The sequence below is a fragment of the Leucobacter luti genome (assembly GCF_004217175.1).
Taxonomy (GTDB): Bacteria; Actinomycetota; Actinomycetes; order Actinomycetales; family Microbacteriaceae; genus Leucobacter; species Leucobacter luti.
In genome coordinates, this window is sequence record NZ_SHKI01000002.1 from 331,056 (window position 1) to 349,085 (window position 18,030).

Sequence of the window (18,030 nt, forward strand, 5' to 3'; positions counted from 1 at the left end):
GATGGATGAATCGACACAGCCCGCGGGCACGACGGACGCTTCGGCGGCACTGGCGGGCGTAGCGGACCTAGTGGGGGCTCCGGCGGGCGTTGCGGCGGCTGCCGGCGCTGGGGGCGGCGGCGCCGGTGATGGGGGCCCGGCAGCTGCTGGTGCCGGGGGCGCTGGTGCCGGGGCCGCCGGGCGGCGGGGGCGGCGAGCTCGCCGCCCGCGACGGCGGGCCGTGTGGCTCGGCGCGGGTGCGGCGGCGGCGATCGCCGCCGGGGCGCTGACCTGGTCGCTGTGGCCGGTGCAGGACCTGGACACCCACACCGTGCTCGGGGTCGAGGTGACCACGAACCTCGAAGTTGCTGCGCACGGCGGGTACATCTACGTGACCGTGCCCGTGAACGCCGACGCGAGCGAGGCGGTGCTCCACGTCCCCGATGAGGGCGACAACCTCCGGATCAGGGAGTTCCTCGACGGGCTCGACACGCTCGTGCCGGGCGAGCACGTGCTGGCGCTCAGCGAGGCGAACCTGCACTTCATCGTCGACGGCATCGAGGAGTAGCACCGCGCGGCCCACACCCCGCCGAGTGTGCGCAAAAGCCCCCTTCACGCCGCGCGAAGGGGGCTTTTGCGCACACTCGGCGGGGGTGGCGCGGCGCGGGGCGGGGCGGACCCCGCGGCGCCCCGGGGCGCGGCGCGGCGGGGAGGGGGTGGTGGGGCGTGGGTGACGCACAGTACGCCGAGTGTGTTCCGTGGGCCGAATGCGACCGGGAACACGCAAGTTGCGCCAGCGTCGCACGCAAAGGTGCGGTCAACCCATGGGGGCGCCTGTAATTTTCCAATCGATTAGATATCCATAGATCATGTTGATTGAACTTGGAACTGTTGCAGAATGGGTGGGTGGGCTTGGTGGATTCCTGGCTGCCGCCGCCGCGGTTGTCGCCTGGCGGGTAAACAAACGCATGCTCCTCGTAGAGGAGGCCCGGGATGCGAAACTCACCGGGCGCGAGCGCGAAGCACAGGAACGACGTCGACGCGAGCAGGCCGCGCTCGTATTCGCCCTTGGTGCGAAGCTTCCGCAGCGCGGATCCGACGAGACCTGGGCGATCTACCTGTTCAACGGATCGGATAAGCCCGTGTACAACGTCAGGGTCGAGAGCCAGCGACTCAGCGGGGGCGTGGCGAATCATGCTCTCGAACTGGGTGCGGTGCCCCCGGGGCGCTTCGTCGTCCCCAGCCACCCTACGTACCACTGGGGGAGCCTGATCGATCTGTCGCTCCTGCCAGAGCCCGTGGACCTGCTCGTCAAGGGGAAGGGGAAGGGCATGATTACCCAGGTTGGATTTGTCGATGCAGACGGGGCCTCGTGGGTGTTGCGCAGCGGGACGGAGCTCGCGGAGGGCGCGGGTGACTCCGGTGCGCGCGCGCCGGGCCACGCCCTTGAACCTCGAACGTAGCGAAACCTCCCCTTCACGCCGCGCGAAGGGGGCTTTTGCGCACACTCGGCGGGGGTGGCGGGGCGTGGCGTGGCGGGGCGGACCCCGCGGCGCCCCGGCGCGGCGCGGCGGGCTGAGGTGCGTGGCGCAGGCCGTGCACCCCACCCGGCGCCACCCCGCTACGCTTGGATCGCCCCGACCCCCCTCAAAGGAGCCCCAGCATGACCGAACACGACACCCCCGCGAGCACCCCCACCGAGCCCGCGAGCCTGCCGCCCTGCCCCGAGTGCGCGAGCGAGTACGCCTACGAGTCGGGGGCTCTGCTGGTGTGCCCCATGTGCGGGCACGAGTGGGCGCCCGCCGACCCGGCCGCTGCCGGGGACGGGTCCGCGGCCGGCGGCTCCGACGATGACGGCGTGATCCGGGACGCCGTGGGCAACGTGCTGGCCGACGGCGACACGGTCGCGCTCGTGAAGAGCGTGAAGGTCTCCGGCGGCGGGGGCGGCACGATCAAGGTCGGCACGAAGGTGCGCGGCATCCGTCTCACCGCCGACCAGGGCGACGGACACGACATCGACGCGAAACTCCCCGATTTCGGCAAGCTGAAGCTCAAATCGAGCGTCGTGAAGAAGGTGTCCTAGCCGGCAGAGCCCCGCCCCGGGCGCGCCGCGCACCGCGCCGTCTAGCATTGCAAGCATGTTGACTGCACAGCGGGCGAAGCAGGCGAAGCGGGCGAAGCCGGCACAGCGGGCGGGTTGGCCGCGGGCCGGCCGGCTCATCGGCGGGGCAATCGCCCTGGCCCTCACACTTTCGAGTTGTGCGTCGCTGCAACCGGGGATCCCGCGCAGCAGCGAGGCCCCGCACACCGAAAGCGTGCCCAAGTCGCTGGCCGCGGCGCACCAGAAGAGCGATTTCCCCGACGTGTACGCGCAGCAGATCGACTGGCGCGAGTGCACCGCCGCGGACGGTCTTGACGCGGGACTCGCCGGTGCCCTCGACGACGTTGGTGTGGACACCCCGGCGATCCGCTGCGGCACGGTGATGGCCCCGTTCGACTGGTCCGACAGGAAGGACGCCGATCGGATCGAGCTCGCGATCGTGCACATCCCCTCGACCGGTGCGTCTCCCCGCGGCACCCTGCTCGGCAACCCGGGCGGACCCGGCGCCACGGGCGTCGACTTCATGCTGGGGATGCCGCTCTCGCCCGACTTCGGGCCGGTGCTCGCGGACTACGACCTGCTCGGTTTCGACCCGCGCGGGATCGGCGGGAGCACTCCGCTCAACTGCGACGGCGCGGGCTCCGAGATCCCGGCGATCCAGCTGGGGGCCTGCGTCGCGGACAACCCGATCGCGCACACCATGGGCACCTCGCAGGTGGCCCGCGATATGGAGCTGCTGCGCTCCCTCATGGACGCGGAGCGGCTCGACTACATCGGCTACTCGTACGGGACGATGCTCGGGGCCACGTACGCGACGATCTTCCCGGATCAGGTGGGGCGGATGGTGCTCGATAGCGCCGAGAACGCCGAGTGGGCGAGCCCGATCCACCACTTCGATCAGGCCGTCGCGGTCGCAAACGCGACGGTGGCGCTCGCGACCTCGTGCCGCACCGAGTACCGCGACGAGGTCGAGGTGTGCCCGTTTGTGGACGAGGATTCGCTGCTGCGCGTGCTCGGCGAGCTCAACGAGGATCCCCTCGTTGCCAGCGACGGCACGCGGATCGACGGCGACGCGCTGCAGTCCTACCTCACGGACACTCTCTACCAGAGCCACTACGAGCGCGGGCGGGCCCTCGACCGGATCGCGCTCGCGCTGTTCGGCGACCAGGACGCGATCGACGAGATCGGGGAGATGTTCGCCGGCGAGGACGGGGCGATCGACCTGGCAATGGAGGTGGTGACCTGCCACTCGTTCCCCATTGAGCCAGACATCCCCGGCCTCCTCGAGCACATCCGAGCCACGGGAATCCCGCGGCTGCTCGGCGGGCCTGAGATCTCGGACGATACGCTCGCGCCGTTCGTCGACCTCTCCTGTTATGCGCTCCCCGAGAGCGGGCTCGATATTACCGAGAGCTTCGACGCGGCGGAGGCGGATCCGATTCTCGTGATCGGGATCACCGGCGACCACGCGACGCCCTACCAGTACGCGCAGGAGCTGGTGACAGAGCTCGGGAACGCGACGCTGCTCACTCTGGATGGCCAGGGGCACGCCGCATCGTACTCCGACCGATCCAGCTGTATTGACGATGCGGTGACGGCGTACCTGGTCGACGGGGACCTGCCGAAGGCCGGCACGATCTGCCGGGACGACTGACGCGCCCGGACCGCGCCCGGCGAGCGCCCGGCCCGGCCACTCCCGGCGCGCGTCGCGGGGCAGTAGAGTCGGGGGCACGACACACTCGACAGAACCGCATCAGGGGGCAGCGTGGCCGAACAGGTGAAGGGGCCGAAATCGTACTTTCCGTCGATCGAGGCGAAGTACGGTAGGTCGATCGACGAGTGGCTGGCAGAGTTGCGGCCGCTCGCGGGGCAGAAGCACATGGATCAGGTGGCGTTCCTCAAGGAGCGGGGGATGGGCCACGGGCACGCGAACGCGCTGGTGCACGTGTTCCGCGCCGAGCACGATGGGGCGTAGCCTCCCCTCATGAGTACTCTTCCCGTGCGCGCGCAGCTGCGGCTGCGCTGGGCCGTCGCGATCGTCGCGGGGATCGCCACGGGGGCCGCCGCGTCCCCGGCGCTCGGCCCCGCTGCCGGGGTGCTCGTCGGCTGGGGCGTGCTCGCGCTAGTGAGCACGGTGTGGGTGCTCGTGCAGGTGTGGTCGATGGACGCCGCCGCGACGCGCGCGCACGCAACCGCTGAGGATCCGGGCCACCGGCTGGCGCGCGTGATCGCGGTGGCCGGCAGCGTCGTGAGCCTCGCCGCGGTGGTCGTGGTGATCGTGCAGGCGCGCCACGCCTCCGGCGCGGCGGCGTTCGTACTCGCCGGCATCGCCGTGCTGAGCGTGGTCTCGTCGTGGGCGCTGATCCAGACCAACTATCTGCTGCACTACGCCCGCGTCTACTACGACGACGGCGGGGACGGGCACGGGGACGGCGACGGCGAGACCGGAAGCGGAAGCGAACGCGGCAGCGCTCCCGCCGGCGGGATCAACTTCAACCAGGACGCCGATCCCTGCTACGTCGACTTCGCCTACTTCTCGGTGGGGCTCGGCATGACATACCAGGTGTCAGACACCAACGTGAGTCGCACGGAGATCCGGCGCATCGTGATCGCGCAGTCGCTGCTCGCGTACCTCTTCGGCGCGGGGATCCTCGCCGCCGTGATCAATCTGATCGCGGGTCTCACTTAGGCCGGGCGCTAGGCGCGGATCGCGAGGAGCGCGTGATCGATGTCCGAAATCACGGACGACGGCGTGCGGAAACTCAGCGGCATGTTGCCGAGCCGCTCAAAGATCTCGTCGGCTTCCTCGGGCGTGGCGCCGCGGGCAAGTGCCAGTGCAGTGAATCCGAGAATGTTCATGCATCCAAGTATCTCGAGGCAAAGTTCACTGCGAGCTGGGAGGAGGCCCGGGCTGCCCTGGGTGCGGGCTGCGTGCCGAATAATCACAGCCGCTTCAAACGGATCGACGCTAACCTGGCGGCATGAACACTCCAGCATCGGACGCTGTCACACCCCGCCTTGAGGACACCGAAGCCGGTGACGAGATCACCATCTCGGCAAGCGCGCTCCGCACGCTGGGCGATCAGATGCAACGGTTCCTGCTCGAGTATCGCTTCGCGATGCAGGAGGTCGAGACGAAGCTCGCGATTCTGCGCGAAGAGTTTCTGCACATGCACGAGTACAACCCGATCGAGCACGTGTCGAGCCGGGTAAAGTCAGTCGACAGCCTCGTGGCGAAGCTCGAGCGGCGCGGGATCAGCAGCGACTTCGACGTGATCCGCACCGAGATCCAGGACATCGCCGGGGTGCGCATCACGTGCTCGTTTATTCACGACGTCTACCGCCTGTTTGAGCTGCTCACACAGCAGGACGACATCACGGTGCTCGAGGTCGAGGACTACATCGAGACGCCCAAGGACAACGGGTACCAGAGCCTGCACACGATCCTCTCGATCCCCGTGTACCTCTCGACCGGTCGTGTGGACGTGCCTGTCGAAGTGCAGTTTCGCACGATCGCGATGGATTTCTGGGCGAGCCTCGAGCACAAGATCTACTACAAGTACGCGCGCCAGGTCCCAGACACCCTCACCCGCGAACTGAAGCACGCCGCGGACACGGCCGCCGAGCTCGACACCCGCATGGAGCGGTTGCACGCGCAGCTCCACGGCGCGCCGCCGCCGCACACGGGCCCGATCGACCTCCTGCGTGTGCAGGAGGCGGCGCGGCAGCAGCGCATCGCGCGCATCCAGCAGTCCGCCCCGCCGCGCCGCACCATCAGACCGGTGTAATCCTGCCGCCGCGTGCGCTACGGTCGAAGCGTGGAGAGCGAACACCTGCCGGGAGGATCGGGCGGCGTCTGGCGCATCGCGGGCGCTGACGGAGTGACGCGCGTGCACCGCCCCACCGGGGCGTGGACGCCGGCCGTGCACGAGCTGCTCGGGTATCTGAACGCGCGCGGCCTCGACGGGATCCCTGCCGTGCGGGGCATCGACGTCGAGCACCGCGAGGTGCTCGACTACCTCCCCGGGGCCACGCTCGACCCCGAGACCGAGCAGGTGAGCGACACCGCGTTGGCCGCTGCCGCGGCCTGGCTGCGGCGCTTTCACGACGCGGTGCGCGAGTTTCGGCCGGGCCCGCGCGAGTGGCGCCAGGGCGTGCAAGACCTCGGCCCCGACGAGGTGATCTGCCACAACGATCCCGGCCTCTACAACTGGGTGGTGGTCGACGGCGAGTTCGCCGGCATGATCGACTGGGATCGCGCGGGCCCCGGGCGGCCGATCGACGACCTCGCCTTCATGTGCTGGTCTGGTGTGCCGCTGCTGCGCGAGATTCCGGCCCCGGACGCCGCGCGCCGCATCGCGCTGGCTGCGGCGGCCTACGGCGACACCGCGCCAGCTGCGCTGCTCGACGCGGTCGAGGCGCGCATGGCACTGATCGCGGCGCGGTGGCAGGCGGGGCTGGAGCGCCAGGATCCGGGCACGATCGCGCTGCGGGACGCCGGCGTGATGGCGCGGCACGAGAGCCGCGTCGCCGAGTTCGGTGCGCGCCGCGCGCAGATCCTCGCCGCACTCGAAACGATGCAACCGAACCGAGGGAGTGACGCATGACCACGCAGGCCCAAACGCACCACGACACCACCGAGACGGCTCCGGTCACGCTGACCGACGGCGGGATCGAGACCGCGCTCGGCGATCGGCTCGGGCAGGAGCTGCCTGAGTTTGCGGCGTTCGTGCTGCTCGACACCCCGGCGGGCCGCGACGCGCTGCGCGAGTACTATCGCCCATTCGTCGAGCTCGCCGCGGAGCGCGGGCTGCCCCTCGTGCTCGACACGCCGACCTGGCGCGCCAACCCCGACTGGGGTGCGCGGGTCGGTGCTGATGCCGCGGCGCTCGCCCGCGCGAACGCCGACGCGGTGGCGCTGGTGCGCGAGACCGGCGACGACCAGTTCCCCGATCTAGTGGTCAACGGGTGCGTGGGGCCGCGCTACGACGAGTACGTCGCGGCCGAGCGCATGACGGCCGCTGAGGCCGAGCAGTATCACGCGCCGCAGGTTGCCGCGCTCGCTGAGGCCGGAGCCGATCGGGTCACCGCCGTCACGATGCTCGACGCGGCCGAGGGGATCGGCGTGGTCCGCGCGGCCCAGGCCGCCCGAATTCCCGTTGCGGTCTCGTTCGCGGTGGGTGCCGACGGCCTGCTGGGCGACGGGTCAACCGTGGCCGCCGCCATTGCCGCGACAGACGCGGCCACCGACGGCGCGGCCGTGGGATTCCTCGTGAACTGCGCGCACCCGAGCGAGGTTGCGCGCGGCCTCGCCGCGGACGCCGGATCCGCCGAACTCACGCGCATTATTGGGTTCCGACTGAACGCCGCTGAACACGGAGACGAGGGCGCCGGCGACGCCCCGGGCGCCTTCGCCGCGGGGGAGCTTGCCTTGCGCTCGTACGCGCCCAACGCCGCCGCGTTCGGCGGCTGCTGCGGCACCGACGCGCCGCACATCGCGGCGCTCGCTGACGCCGCCGCGTAAGCCACTGGCGGGCGCCGAGTCGCGCGTTCACGGGCCCGGTGACACTGAAACCCCGGATTGAGTGGTTAGGGTGGGGGTGTGAATAAGGACCCACTGGAGGAACTCTTCGGCCCGAGCGAAGAGACACCCGAGCCCGTCCCTGCCCGCGAGCGACTCGCTTACGAGCAGGCGGACCGGGTGCGCACCGCACAGTTCCCTGCCGAGCGCGGCGCCGTCGGCGCTGCCCAAGACCGGGAGCGCCGCGCGGGCGGGCCGAACGCGAAGCCGTGGATCGTGGTCGGGATTGTCGCGGTGCTCGCGATCGTCGCGTCAATCGTGGTGCTCAACATCGCGCGCGGCCAGGGCGAGCCCGAGACCACTGCGCAACCGACCGCGACCTCGTCACCGACGCAGAGCCAGACCACGGCGCCGCAGCCCAGCACGCCCGCGCCGTCTGAGACCGAGTCGCCGGAGTCGGACGACGACGAGGTACCGTCGGTCGACGTGGGGGAGACCATCCCGTTCCCCATCGGGCCCTGGAACGCCACGTCGCAGTGGCCGCAGCGGCTCGGCGGCGCGAGCTTCAACATCGGCGCCGACGATGAGCTGCGCCTCACGGGCGACCTGTTCAACTCGTTCCCCGAGTCCTGCGCGGCGATGCGCACCGCGTGGGGCGCCACCAAGCTTCCCGACGGCACGTTCGAGGTCGCGAAGCCGGCCACGAAGTGCGAGGCCGCGCCCGAGCTCTACGACGAGGTGTGGGGGCTGCTCGACGCCTGGACGAAGACGATCAAGCCCGCCTAACCCGCGGACTCGCAGCGGCGGCGGCCCGCTCGGCGGCCCCGCCCTGCCGTCAGGGCTGTCCTGCCGGCGGGACCGTCCTGCCGGCGGGACCGTCCTGCCGGCGGGACCGTCCTGCCACGGGTTCAACCGCGCTACCCGGCGGCCGGGGCGCCGAACAGCGCCGGCCACAGGGCGAGCGCGAGCGGGTACCCGGCGAAGCTCAAGATGTCGAGGATCCAGTGGGTCACGATGAGGGGGAGCACGCGCCCGTAGCGGTGGTACGCCCACCCGAAGACGAGCCCCATGATCACGTTGCCGAGGAAGCCGCCAAACCCCTGGTACAGGTGGTAGCTGCCGCGGAGGAGGGCGCTCGTCACGATGATCGCGACGGCGCCGAAGCCGAGCCGCCGTAGGCGGTCGAAGAGGTACGCGACGACGATGAGCTCCTCGCTCAGCGCCGCGCGGAGCGCCTGCAGGATGAGCACCGGGACCGTCCACCAGAAGGCATCGAGCGCGGTCGGTACGACGGTCACGTTGATCCCGATGGCCTTGGCTGCGAGGTAGAACCCGATCCCGGGGATCCCGATCAACGCGGCGAGGCCGAATCCCCAACCGGTCTCGCCCAGCCACCAGCGTCCGCGCCGCGCGGTGCCGCTCCCGGGTCCCCCTGTTGCAACGGGCGCCCCGAACCCGAGGCGGCCGAGGTGCGGCGCGGTCGAGCGCCACAGCAAGAACACTACGAGCGCGGTGGGCGCAAGCCCAAAGCCGAACGCGAGCAGCTGATACACGAGGTCAAACAGCGGCCGCTCGGCGAGTGAGCGGTTGATCGTCGCGGTCTGCTCCGAGAGTGCCGTGTCGCGCGTGAGCCGCTCCACAATGTTGACGATCGCGTACACCGCGGAGGCACCGAACGAGAGCGCGAGCACGATGGCGATCTCCCAGCGCAGCCGGGAGCGGGAGGCGGGCGCAGTGTGCATGCGGCCAGCGTATCGCGCGGGGCCGTGGCACGCCGCGGGGTCTGGCTCTGCGGAATTGCACAGCCAACGCCGCTTGGTCCGCAGAATCGTTGCCGAGTTCCACAGTATCTCGTTACGAAGTCGTCACGGCGCCCCAAACGTGCATGAGCACCTTCATCTGACGGATAAGCTTGTTGGGTACACACAAGTCCGCGGGGGATGTGCGCTATGCACACGCGTACACTTACAGCACTCCTCCGATGGACATATCCGAAGGAGGAAATCAGTGATGCGATCACGGAAGGCTCTGAGCTTTATCGCTCTGGCCGCCGCAGGCGCGCTCGCTCTGTCCGGCTGCACGTCGGGTGGAGATTCGGCTAGCTCGGGTGGCGAATCAGGCGGGATCATTTCCGTCAACAGCACCGAGCCCCAGAAGGGCCTCATCCCGGCAGACACGACCGAGGTGGGCGGCGGCAAGGTCGTCGACGCACTCTGGGAAGGTCTCGTCTACTACGACGCAGAAGGCGCCACCCAGATGGGTGTTGCTGAGTCGATCGAGACCGACAACGGCACCACGTGGACGGTGAAGCTCCGCGACGACGCTGTGTTCTCCGACGGCACCCCGGTGCTCGCGAAGAACTTCGTCGACGCCTGGAACTACGCGGCAAACGTCGACAACGCGCTGGGCAACCAGTACTTCTTCAGCGCGATCAAGGGCTTCAGCGAGACCGAGCCGGTCGAGGCGCTCGAGGGCCTCAAGATCATTGACGATCAGACCTTCACGATCGAGGCGACTCCCGATTTCCGCGACCGCCTGGGCTACTCGGCGTACTACCCGCTGCCCGACGTCGCGTTCGAGGACATGGAAGCCTACGGCCAGGCGCCGATCGGCAACGGGCTCTACAAGCTCGCGAGCGACGACGCGTGGAAGCACGACGTCGAGATCAAGCTGGTGAAGAACGACACCTACGTTGGGCCCCGTGAGGTCTCGAACGACGGCATCGACTTCAAGATGTACGCCTCGCTCGACGCGGCATACACGGACCTGCTCGCGAACAATCTCGACGTGCTCGACCAGATCCCGGACACCTCGTTCGCGGTGTTCCAGGACGAGCTCGGCGACCGCGCCATCAACCAGGCCGGTGCGCTGCTCACCACGCTCACCGTCTCGATGAACCTCAACAACTTCGAGGGCGAAGAAGGCAAGCTGCGCCGCCAGGCGCTGTCGATGGCTGTTGACCGCGAGGAGATCATCGATGTGATCTTCGAGGGCACCAACATCCCCGCGCGCGACTTCACCTCGCCGATCGTTGACGGCTACACCGAGGACCTGAAGGGTGTCGAGAAGCTCGACTTCAACCCCGAAGAGGCGAAGAAGCTGTGGGCAGAGGCCGACGCGATCAAGCCGTTCGAGGGCACCCTTGAGGTGGCCACCAACTCCGACGGCCCGCACCAGGTGTGGATCGAGGCAGTTGCGAACCAGTGGTCAAACACGCTCGGCGTGACCGCGGCTCCGAAGCTCTACCCCACGTTCCAGGCGTTCCTGGACGATCGCGAGTCCGACGTCGTCGGCGGCCCGTTCCGTTCGGGCTGGCAGGCTGACTACCCGGGCGCGTACAACTACCTGCAGCCGCTGTACTACTCGGGTGCCAGCTCGAACCACGGGTTCTACGCGAACCCGGCGTTCGACACGCTCCTCGACGAGGCAGTGCAGGAAGCCGATCACGAGAAGTCGATCGACAAGCTGCACCAGGCTCAGGAGATCCTCCTCGAGGACATGCCGTCGATCCCGCTCTGGTACCAGGGCACGACCGGTGGCTTCAGCGAGAACGTTGACAACGTCACGTTCGGCTGGAACTCGGTCCCGATCTTCAACGAGATCACCAAGAAGTAATCCTTCTGCGGGAAGCCCCGGAGCATGCTCCGGGGCTTTCCCTGCGTCGTGACGACACCCGTGTCGCGGCGCAGCCAAAGACTTGCAGGCCGGGGACACCGAAGTCCTCAGGTTTGCGGCGCACCACAATTGCGAGAGAATACACATTATGCATAGCGCAATCGAGCGCGGGGGGACCGGCGAATGCTGAGATATATCCTCTTCCGCGTCCTACAAGTGATCCCGGTGCTTCTTGGCACCACCTTCCTGATCTACTTCATGGTCTTTGCCATGCCGGGAGACCCCGTCGCCGCGATGTTCGGCGAGAAGGTCCCGAGCGAGGCAATCCTTGAGCGGCTGCGCGAGCAGTACAACCTTGATCAGCCCTTCTTTATCCAGTACCTGCTCTACCTCAAGGGCATCCTGGTTGGCGACTTCGGGGTGAGTTTCTCGGGTGAGCCGGTGTCGGAGATCCTCGCTCGCACGTTCCCCGTGACGATCCAGCTCGCGATCATGGCGATCGTGATCTCGCTCGTTCTTGCCATTGTGATCGGCCTGTTCTCGGGGCTGCGCAAGGGCAAGTTCTTCGACAACATCAACCTGATCATCGGGCTCGTGTTTATGAGCATCCCGATCTTCGTCATCGCGTTCATCGCGCAGTACGGACTCGGACTGAAGCTCGGGTGGTTCAGCCCAACGGTGGGCACCGGCGCTCCGCTGAAGGACATGATCCTGCCGGCACTCGTGCTCGGCGTGAGCCTGTACGCGACGAGCATGCGCCTCACCCGCGCCTCGGTCATCGACACGCTCAACCAGGACTTTGTGCGCACCGCGTACGCGAAGGGCCTGAGTCGCGGCCGGGTGATCCCGGTCCACGTGCTTCGCAACTCGCTGATCCCCACGATCACGAACACCGCGACAGACTTTGGCATCCTGATGGTCGGCGCCACCGTGACCGAGGGCATCTTCAACGTCCCCGGCGTCGGCAACGTCCTCTTCAACGCGATCCTGAAGGGCGAGAACACGACGGTGGTCTCGTTCGTCACCGTGATGGTCCTCATCTACCTCGGTGTGAACCTGCTCGTTGACCTCATGTACGCCGTACTCGATCCGAGGATTCGTTATGCCTGAGCCGAAAACACCAGCCAATCGCGGCACTCGCCCGGTGGCAGAGCACTTCGTAGCGCCGGTCGACGAGACGCCGGTTGCCGCCGTTGACGCGGTGCGCATCGCCGAGAAGAAGTCGACGCTGTGGCTTGATGCCTGGCGCGATATGCGCCGCCGCCCGATGTTCTGGATCTCCGCGGCGATCCTGCTCGTCGTCGCTCTCGTCGCCCTGTTCCCCGGCCTGTTTACCCAGGTTGACCCGCGCGCGTGCGGGCTGCAGAACTCGAACGGCGCTCCCACGTCCGGGCACCCGCTCGGTTTCAACAAGCAGGGCTGCGACGTGTACTCGCGCATCGTCTACGGCACGGGTACCTCAGTGTCCGTGGGCCTCATGGTGATCGCACTCACGTTCGTGGTCGGCACCATCATGGGCGCGCTCGCCGGGTTCTTTGGTGGCGCGCTCGACTCCCTGCTCTCCCGCATCGGCGACATCTTCTTCTCGATCCCCTACATCCTCGCGGCCGTCGTGGTGATGAGCGTGCTTGCGAACCACCGCAACCCGCTCGTGATCGCGCTCGCGATCGGTGGGTTCTCGTGGCCGATCACCGCACGTATCGTGCGCAGTGAGATCCTGCGGGTGAAGAACGCCGACTTTGTGATGGCGGCCGAGTCACTCGGTCTGTCGCGGATCCGGACGCTCATCAAGCACGTGCTCCCGAACGCGATCGCACCCGCGATCGTGGTCACCACGATCTCGCTCTCGTCGGCGATCGTCGCCGAGTCGGTGCTCTCGTTCCTGGGCGTGGGGCTTCCCAGCGGTCAGTTCATCAGCTGGGGCAACGACATCAGCGCGGCACAGCTGTCGCTGCGCACGGACCCGATGCCGCTGATCTACCCGTCTCTCGCACTGACCATCACGGTGCTCGGCTTCATCCTGCTGGGTGAGGTCGTGCGCGACGCACTCGACCCGAAGGCGAGGGCACGCCGATGAGCGCCGCAACGACTGGAAACGAAGAACAGCAAATGAAGCCGGTGCTCAGCGTGCGCGATCTGCGCGTCGCGTTCAAGGTCGACAAGGCCCCCAAGGAAGTTCTGCACGGCGTCAGCTTCGACGTCTACCCGGGCGAGACCGTCGCGATCGTGGGGGAGTCCGGCTCGGGCAAGTCCACCACCATGCACGCGGTCATGAACCTGCTGCCCGGAACCGGGCACATCACGGCCGGGTCGATCGATTGGCAGGGGCGCGAGCTCGTGGGGATCGGGCGGCGTGAGATGGAGTCGATTCGCGGACGCGAGATCGGCCTCGTGCCGCAGGACCCGATGTCAAACCTCAACCCGGTGTGGTCGGTCGGGTTCCAGGTCGAGGAAGCCATCCGGGCGAACGGCCTGGCGAAGGGTCGCAAGGAGGTGCACGCTCGCGCCGTCGAGGTGCTCGAACAGGCCGGGCTCCAGAACGCCGAGCAGCGCATGAAGCAGTTCCCGCACCAGTTCTCTGGCGGGATGAAGCAGCGCGCGCTCATCGGAATCGGTCTCTCGGCCGAGCCTGAGCTGCTCATTGCTGACGAGCCCACCTCCGCGCTCGACGTAACCGTGCAGCGCGTGGTGCTCGACCACCTTGAGCACCTCACCTCGCAGCTCGGCACCGCGGTCGTCTTCATCACGCACGATCTCGGCCTTGCGGCTGAGCGCGCTGAGAAGCTGATCGTGATGTACCAGGGCAACATCGTGGAGTCGGGCCCGAGCCGCGAGATCCTCGAGCGGCCGCAGCACCCGTACACGAAGCGCCTCGTGGCGGCCGCCCCCAGCCTGGCCTCGCGCCGGATTGGCAGCGACGCGACGATCCCGGCGGCACCGACCGGTACGCTCGATGTCGCGGCGATCGCGGAGGGCCTCGGCAGCGAGGTGCGCCCGAACGATCCGGTGATCGAGGTCTCCGGCCTCGGCAAGGTCTACAAGATCCGCAAGGGAAGCTTCGGCTCGGAGGACTTCCACGCGGTCTCTGGGGCTACCTTCACCGTGAACCGCGGCGAGACCATGGCGCTCGTGGGCGAGTCTGGCTCGGGCAAGTCGACCATCGCGAAGATGGTGCTGCAGCTTGAGAAGCCGAGCTCCGGGACCATCCGGATCGCGGGGAAAGAGACGGCCGGGATGTCCCGTGCCGAGCTCTTCGATCTGCGCCGCACCCTGCAGCCAGTGTTCCAGGACCCGTACGGTTCGCTCGACCCGCTGCACAACATCGGCAACACGATCATGGAGCCGCTGCACATCCACAACGTGGGCGACGCCGCGAGCCGCAAGGCGCGCGTCAACGAGCTGCTCGATCAGGTCTCGCTGCCGCGTGAGCTCGCGACTCGGTACCCGAACGAGCTCTCGGGTGGGCAGCGGCAGCGCGTCGCGGTCGCCCGCGGTCTCGCGCTGAAGCCCGACATTCTCGTGCTCGACGAGGCGGTCTCCGCGCTCGACGTGCTCGTGCAGGCGCAGATCCTCGATCTGCTCGCGGAGCTGCAGCGCGAGCTGGGGCTCACGTACCTGTTCATCACGCACGACCTCGCGGTTGTGCGCCTGATCGCGGACCGGGTCTGCGTGATGCAGCAGGGCAAGATCGTGGAGCAGGCCACCACCGATGAGGTGTTCGAGAACCCGCAGCAGGAGTACACGAAGAACCTTCTCGCCGCGATTCCGGGGGCAAAAATCGAGCTCGGGGTGAGCTAGCACTCGCGCGCCTCGGTGAGGCGTGATTCAGCACCGCAGACACAGCGCGGGGCCGGGGACGGATCGGTTTCGATCCGCCCGGCCTCGTGCTGTCTGCGTGTGCGGGGGTCTACAACGCCGAGTGTTACAAATTGGTCGCGACGACCAAGTCGTGGCCGAACGTTCGGTAGGCTCGGAGCGTAGATTGGATGCGTGCAGCGCTGCACGACGCAGCGTGGCGCGCGTTCTCCTGGATGGAGGAAGCTCTTGAAAAAGACAATGATGTCTGGTGTCGCTCTGCTCGGCAGCGCGGTGCTGCTCACGGCGTGCGCCGGCGGCGGCACGGGCGGCTCGGGTGACTCGGGCAGCGCGGGCGGTTCCGGCGGCGCGATCACGATCGGCACGACCGAGGTGGTCACCTCGCTCGATCCCGCCGGTGCGTACGACAACGGCTCGTTCGCCGTGATGACGAACGTCTATCCGTTCCTGCTCAACAACCCGGTGGGCGAGTCGACCGTGGCGCCCGATATCGCTGAGTCGGCCGAGTTCACCGCGCCGACCGAGTACACCGTGAAGCTCAAGCCGGGCCTCACCTTCGCGAACGGCAACGAGCTCACCAGCTCCGACGTGAAGTTCACGTTTGATCGCCAGGTCGCGATCGCGGATCCGAACGGGCCGTCGAGCCTGCTCGCGAACCTCGACAGCGTTGCCGCGCCCGACGACACGACGGTCGTGTTCACGCTGAAGTCCGAGAACGACCAGACCTTCCCGCAGGTGCTCTCGAGCCCCGTCGGGCCGATCGTCGACGAGGATGTGTTCCCGGCCGACGCGGTGATGGACGACCAGGAGCTCGTGGCCGCAAACCCGTTCGCCGGCCCCTACGCGGTCACCAACTTCGACAAGGGCAACCTGATCGCCTACACCGCGTTCGCGGACTACGACGGCCTCTGGGGCGCACCCAAGACCGACTCGATCAACATGAAGTACTTCGCCAACGAGTCGAACCTCAGCCAGGCGATCGAGACGAAGGCCGTCGACGTGGCGTTCCGCAACGTCTCGGCCACCGACGTGCAGAAGTTCGAGGGCACCGACGGCCTCAACGTGGTCAAGGGACCTGGCGGCGAGATCCGCTACATCGTCTTCAACTTCAACACCATGCCCTACGGCGCGAGCGTTGAGGGTGCCGATCCCGCGAAGGCGCTCGCGGTGCGCCAGGCGGTCGCTGACTCGATCGATCGCGAGAAGATCTCGACCGACGTGTTCAAGGGCACCTACACCCCGCTCTATTCGTACATTCCCGAGGGGCTGCTCGGCGCGAACGAGGCCCTCAAGGGCCTGTACGGCGACGGCGAGGGTGGACCCGACGCGGATCGCGCGGCGAAGCGACTCTCCGACGCGGGCGTCGAGACGCCGGTCACGCTGCAGCTGCAGTACGCGGGCGAGCGCTATGGCGCGGCCTCGGCCGAGGAGTACGCACAGATCAAGGCGCAGCTTGAGGCCGACGGACTGTTCGCGGTTGACCTGCAGTCGACCGAGTGGGGCCAGTACACGGAGGATCGCGTCGCGGATCTCTACCCGGCGCACCAGCTCGGCTGGTTCCCCGACTACTCGGACCCCGACAACTACCTCACGCCGTTCTTCATGCCGGACAACTTCCTGGTGAACCACTACGACAACCCGGAGGTGGTGAAGCTGATCGACGAGCAGCGCGTCACCGCCGACGAGGACGCCCGCGCCAAGCTCCTGGAGCAGGTGCAGGATCTGCTCGCCGAGGACCTGTCGACGCTGCCGATGCAGCAGGGCGCTCAGGTGGCGGTCGCGGTCGATGGCGTGGACGGGGTGACGCTTGACGCGTCGTTCAAGTTCCGCTTCGGGACGCTAACCAAGTAGACGCCGTGTGCAGCGGGCGGGCGCGAGTGAGCGCCTGCCCGCTGTTCCCGTGTCATCGGATTCGATCATGACGATCACCGAAGCCGCCTCGACGGCGAGCGCGCAGATCAAGACCCGGAGCGGTGGGGGCGGTCTCGGCCGCTTCATCCTCTGGCGCGCGCTCCTCATCATCCCCACCGTCTTCATCCTCGTGACGATGGTGTTCCTCCTCATGCGCACCCTGGGCAACCCGATCACCGCCTCCGTCGGTGACCGGCTCCCTCCGGCAGAGCTCGCCAAGCGCGTTGCCGAGGCCGGGTACGATCGCCCCCTCATCGTGCAGTACTTCGAGTACCTGGGCCAGGTGTTCACCGGCAACTTCGGGGTCACCTTCAGCGACCGGCGCCCCGTCACCGAGGTGCTCGTCACCTACGGTGCGGCCACCCTCGAGCTCGCCGTGTACACGCTCATCGTCGCGCTCGTCGTGGGGATCCCGCTCGGCATGCTCGCCGCGTACTACCGCGACCGCGGCCCAGACGCCGTGCTGCGCGTGTTCGCGATCTTCACCTACGCGACGCCCGTGTTCTTCTCCGGCCTCATCATGAAGCTCATCTTCGGGGTGTGGCTCGGCTGGCTGCCGGTCTCGGGCAGAGCCTCGATCGCCACGGAGCTGCAACTGCAAATGCTCCCGGACCCGTCCGGGCTCTACCTCATCGACGCGATCCGCACGGGAAGCCTCGCGAACGTGGGTGACGTACTGCTGCACGCGATCCTGCCCGCGCTCACGCTCGGCATGATGACGGCGGGCATCTTCTTGCGCCTCGTGCGCACCAACATGATCGGCACGATCGGTCGTGAATACGTGGACTCGGCGCGCTCGCGCGGCGTTTCGGAGTTCCGGCTGGTCACCAAGCACGCGTACCGCCCCGCGCTGATCCCGATCATCACTGTGATCGGGCTGCAGATCGCCATGCTGCTCGGCGGTGCGGTGCTCACGGAGACCACCTTCGAGTGGAAGGGGCTGGGGTTCCAGCTCGCCCACTACTTGAGCGCCCGCGACTTCGTCGCCGTGCAGGGGATCGTCGCGCTGCTCGCGGTGATCGTCGCGCTCAGCAACTTCGTCGTCGACGTGGTCGCGGCGCTCATCGACCCGCGAGTGAGGTACTGA

Annotated in this window: 18 protein-coding genes; 16 read left to right on the forward strand and 2 right to left on the reverse strand. The window is 67.9% G+C overall.

Features of this window, described 5'->3' with window-relative positions; genetic code table 11:
* Nucleotide 1: 1 nt before the first annotated feature.
* From EV139_RS01400 to EV139_RS01425, 6 genes are all read left to right on the forward strand, one after another.
* Nucleotides 2-547, forward strand: a complete 546-nt coding sequence (locus tag EV139_RS01400; protein ID WP_130452527.1) for a hypothetical protein — start codon at nucleotides 2-4, stop codon at nucleotides 545-547.
* A gap of 301 nt (nucleotides 548-848) precedes the next feature.
* Nucleotides 849-1,442 (forward strand): hypothetical protein, encoded by a 594-nt coding sequence (locus EV139_RS01405; protein WP_130452528.1) that lies wholly within the window; start codon nucleotides 849-851, stop codon nucleotides 1,440-1,442.
* A gap of 200 nt (nucleotides 1,443-1,642) precedes the next feature.
* Nucleotides 1,643-2,062: a zinc ribbon domain-containing protein YjdM gene (locus EV139_RS01410; protein ID WP_130452529.1), complete on the forward strand. Its 420-nt coding sequence runs from the start codon at nucleotides 1,643-1,645 to the stop codon at nucleotides 2,060-2,062.
* Nucleotides 2,063-2,117: 55 nt separating this feature from the next.
* Entirely contained in the window at nucleotides 2,118-3,734 is a 1,617-nt protein-coding gene (locus EV139_RS01415) for an alpha/beta hydrolase (protein ID WP_130452530.1), read from the forward strand.
* Between the two features lie 111 nt (nucleotides 3,735-3,845).
* Nucleotides 3,846-4,055: a DUF4287 domain-containing protein gene (locus tag EV139_RS01420; protein ID WP_130452531.1), complete on the forward strand. Its 210-nt coding sequence runs from the start codon at nucleotides 3,846-3,848 to the stop codon at nucleotides 4,053-4,055.
* Between the two features lie 9 nt (nucleotides 4,056-4,064).
* Nucleotides 4,065-4,769: a DUF1345 domain-containing protein gene (locus EV139_RS01425; protein WP_130452532.1), complete on the forward strand. Its 705-nt coding sequence runs from the start codon at nucleotides 4,065-4,067 to the stop codon at nucleotides 4,767-4,769.
* An 8-nt stretch (nucleotides 4,770-4,777) separates the two neighbouring features.
* On the opposite strand, the gene EV139_RS15785 is transcribed toward EV139_RS01425, so the two are convergent.
* Nucleotides 4,778-4,939, reverse strand: a complete 162-nt coding sequence (locus EV139_RS15785) for a hypothetical protein (RefSeq protein ID WP_157992962.1) — start codon at nucleotides 4,937-4,939, stop codon at nucleotides 4,778-4,780.
* A 122-nt stretch (nucleotides 4,940-5,061) separates the two neighbouring features.
* Here EV139_RS15785 and EV139_RS01430 point away from each other — a divergent pair, with 122 nt between their 5' ends.
* The 4 genes from EV139_RS01430 to EV139_RS01445 all read left to right on the forward strand — a co-directional run bounded on the left by EV139_RS01430 (nucleotide 5,062) and on the right by EV139_RS01445 (nucleotide 8,387).
* The gene (locus EV139_RS01430) at nucleotides 5,062-5,868 is read left to right on the forward strand and encodes a GTP pyrophosphokinase (RefSeq protein ID WP_130452533.1); all 807 of its coding nucleotides are present in this window, start codon (nucleotides 5,062-5,064) and stop codon (nucleotides 5,866-5,868) included.
* Between the two features lie 30 nt (nucleotides 5,869-5,898).
* The gene (locus EV139_RS01435; protein WP_130452534.1) at nucleotides 5,899-6,687 is read left to right on the forward strand and encodes a phosphotransferase; all 789 of its coding nucleotides are present in this window, start codon (nucleotides 5,899-5,901) and stop codon (nucleotides 6,685-6,687) included.
* Nucleotides 6,684-7,604, forward strand: coding sequence for a homocysteine S-methyltransferase family protein (locus EV139_RS01440; protein WP_130452535.1), 921 nt, complete (start codon nucleotides 6,684-6,686; stop codon nucleotides 7,602-7,604). The genes EV139_RS01435 and EV139_RS01440 overlap by 4 nt, the downstream gene beginning before the upstream one ends.
* A 78-nt stretch (nucleotides 7,605-7,682) precedes the next feature.
* Nucleotides 7,683-8,387, forward strand: coding sequence for a hypothetical protein (locus tag EV139_RS01445; RefSeq protein ID WP_241988935.1), 705 nt, complete (start codon nucleotides 7,683-7,685; stop codon nucleotides 8,385-8,387).
* Between the two features lie 131 nt (nucleotides 8,388-8,518).
* On the opposite strand, the gene EV139_RS01450 is transcribed toward EV139_RS01445, so the two are convergent.
* Nucleotides 8,519-9,343, reverse strand: a complete 825-nt coding sequence (locus tag EV139_RS01450; protein WP_130452536.1) for a CPBP family intramembrane glutamic endopeptidase — start codon at nucleotides 9,341-9,343, stop codon at nucleotides 8,519-8,521.
* 268 nt (nucleotides 9,344-9,611) lie between these two features.
* Between EV139_RS01450 and EV139_RS01455 the strand changes: the two genes are divergently transcribed.
* The 6 genes from EV139_RS01455 (at nucleotide 9,612) to EV139_RS01480 (ending at nucleotide 18,030) form a co-directional block, all read left to right on the forward strand.
* Nucleotides 9,612-11,216 carry a peptide ABC transporter substrate-binding protein gene (locus EV139_RS01455; protein WP_130452537.1) on the forward strand — a complete coding sequence of 535 codons (1,605 nt, stop codon included), beginning with the start codon at nucleotides 9,612-9,614 and terminating at the stop codon, nucleotides 11,214-11,216.
* Nucleotides 11,217-11,399: 183 nt separating this feature from the next.
* Nucleotides 11,400-12,326, forward strand: a complete 927-nt coding sequence (locus EV139_RS01460; protein ID WP_130452538.1) for an ABC transporter permease — start codon at nucleotides 11,400-11,402, stop codon at nucleotides 12,324-12,326.
* Complete coding sequence (locus EV139_RS01465; RefSeq protein ID WP_130452539.1) at nucleotides 12,319-13,293, forward strand: ABC transporter permease; 975 nt, start codon at nucleotides 12,319-12,321, stop codon at nucleotides 13,291-13,293. The genes EV139_RS01460 and EV139_RS01465 overlap by 8 nt, the downstream gene beginning before the upstream one ends.
* Nucleotides 13,290-15,014 carry a dipeptide ABC transporter ATP-binding protein gene (locus EV139_RS01470; RefSeq protein WP_130452540.1) on the forward strand — a complete coding sequence of 575 codons (1,725 nt, stop codon included), beginning with the start codon at nucleotides 13,290-13,292 and terminating at the stop codon, nucleotides 15,012-15,014. The genes EV139_RS01465 and EV139_RS01470 overlap by 4 nt, the downstream gene beginning before the upstream one ends.
* A gap of 261 nt (nucleotides 15,015-15,275) precedes the next feature.
* Entirely contained in the window at nucleotides 15,276-16,883 is a 1,608-nt protein-coding gene (locus EV139_RS01475) for an ABC transporter substrate-binding protein (RefSeq protein WP_130452541.1), read from the forward strand.
* Between the two features lie 67 nt (nucleotides 16,884-16,950).
* Nucleotides 16,951-18,030: an ABC transporter permease gene (locus tag EV139_RS01480; protein WP_130452542.1), complete on the forward strand. Its 1,080-nt coding sequence runs from the start codon at nucleotides 16,951-16,953 to the stop codon at nucleotides 18,028-18,030.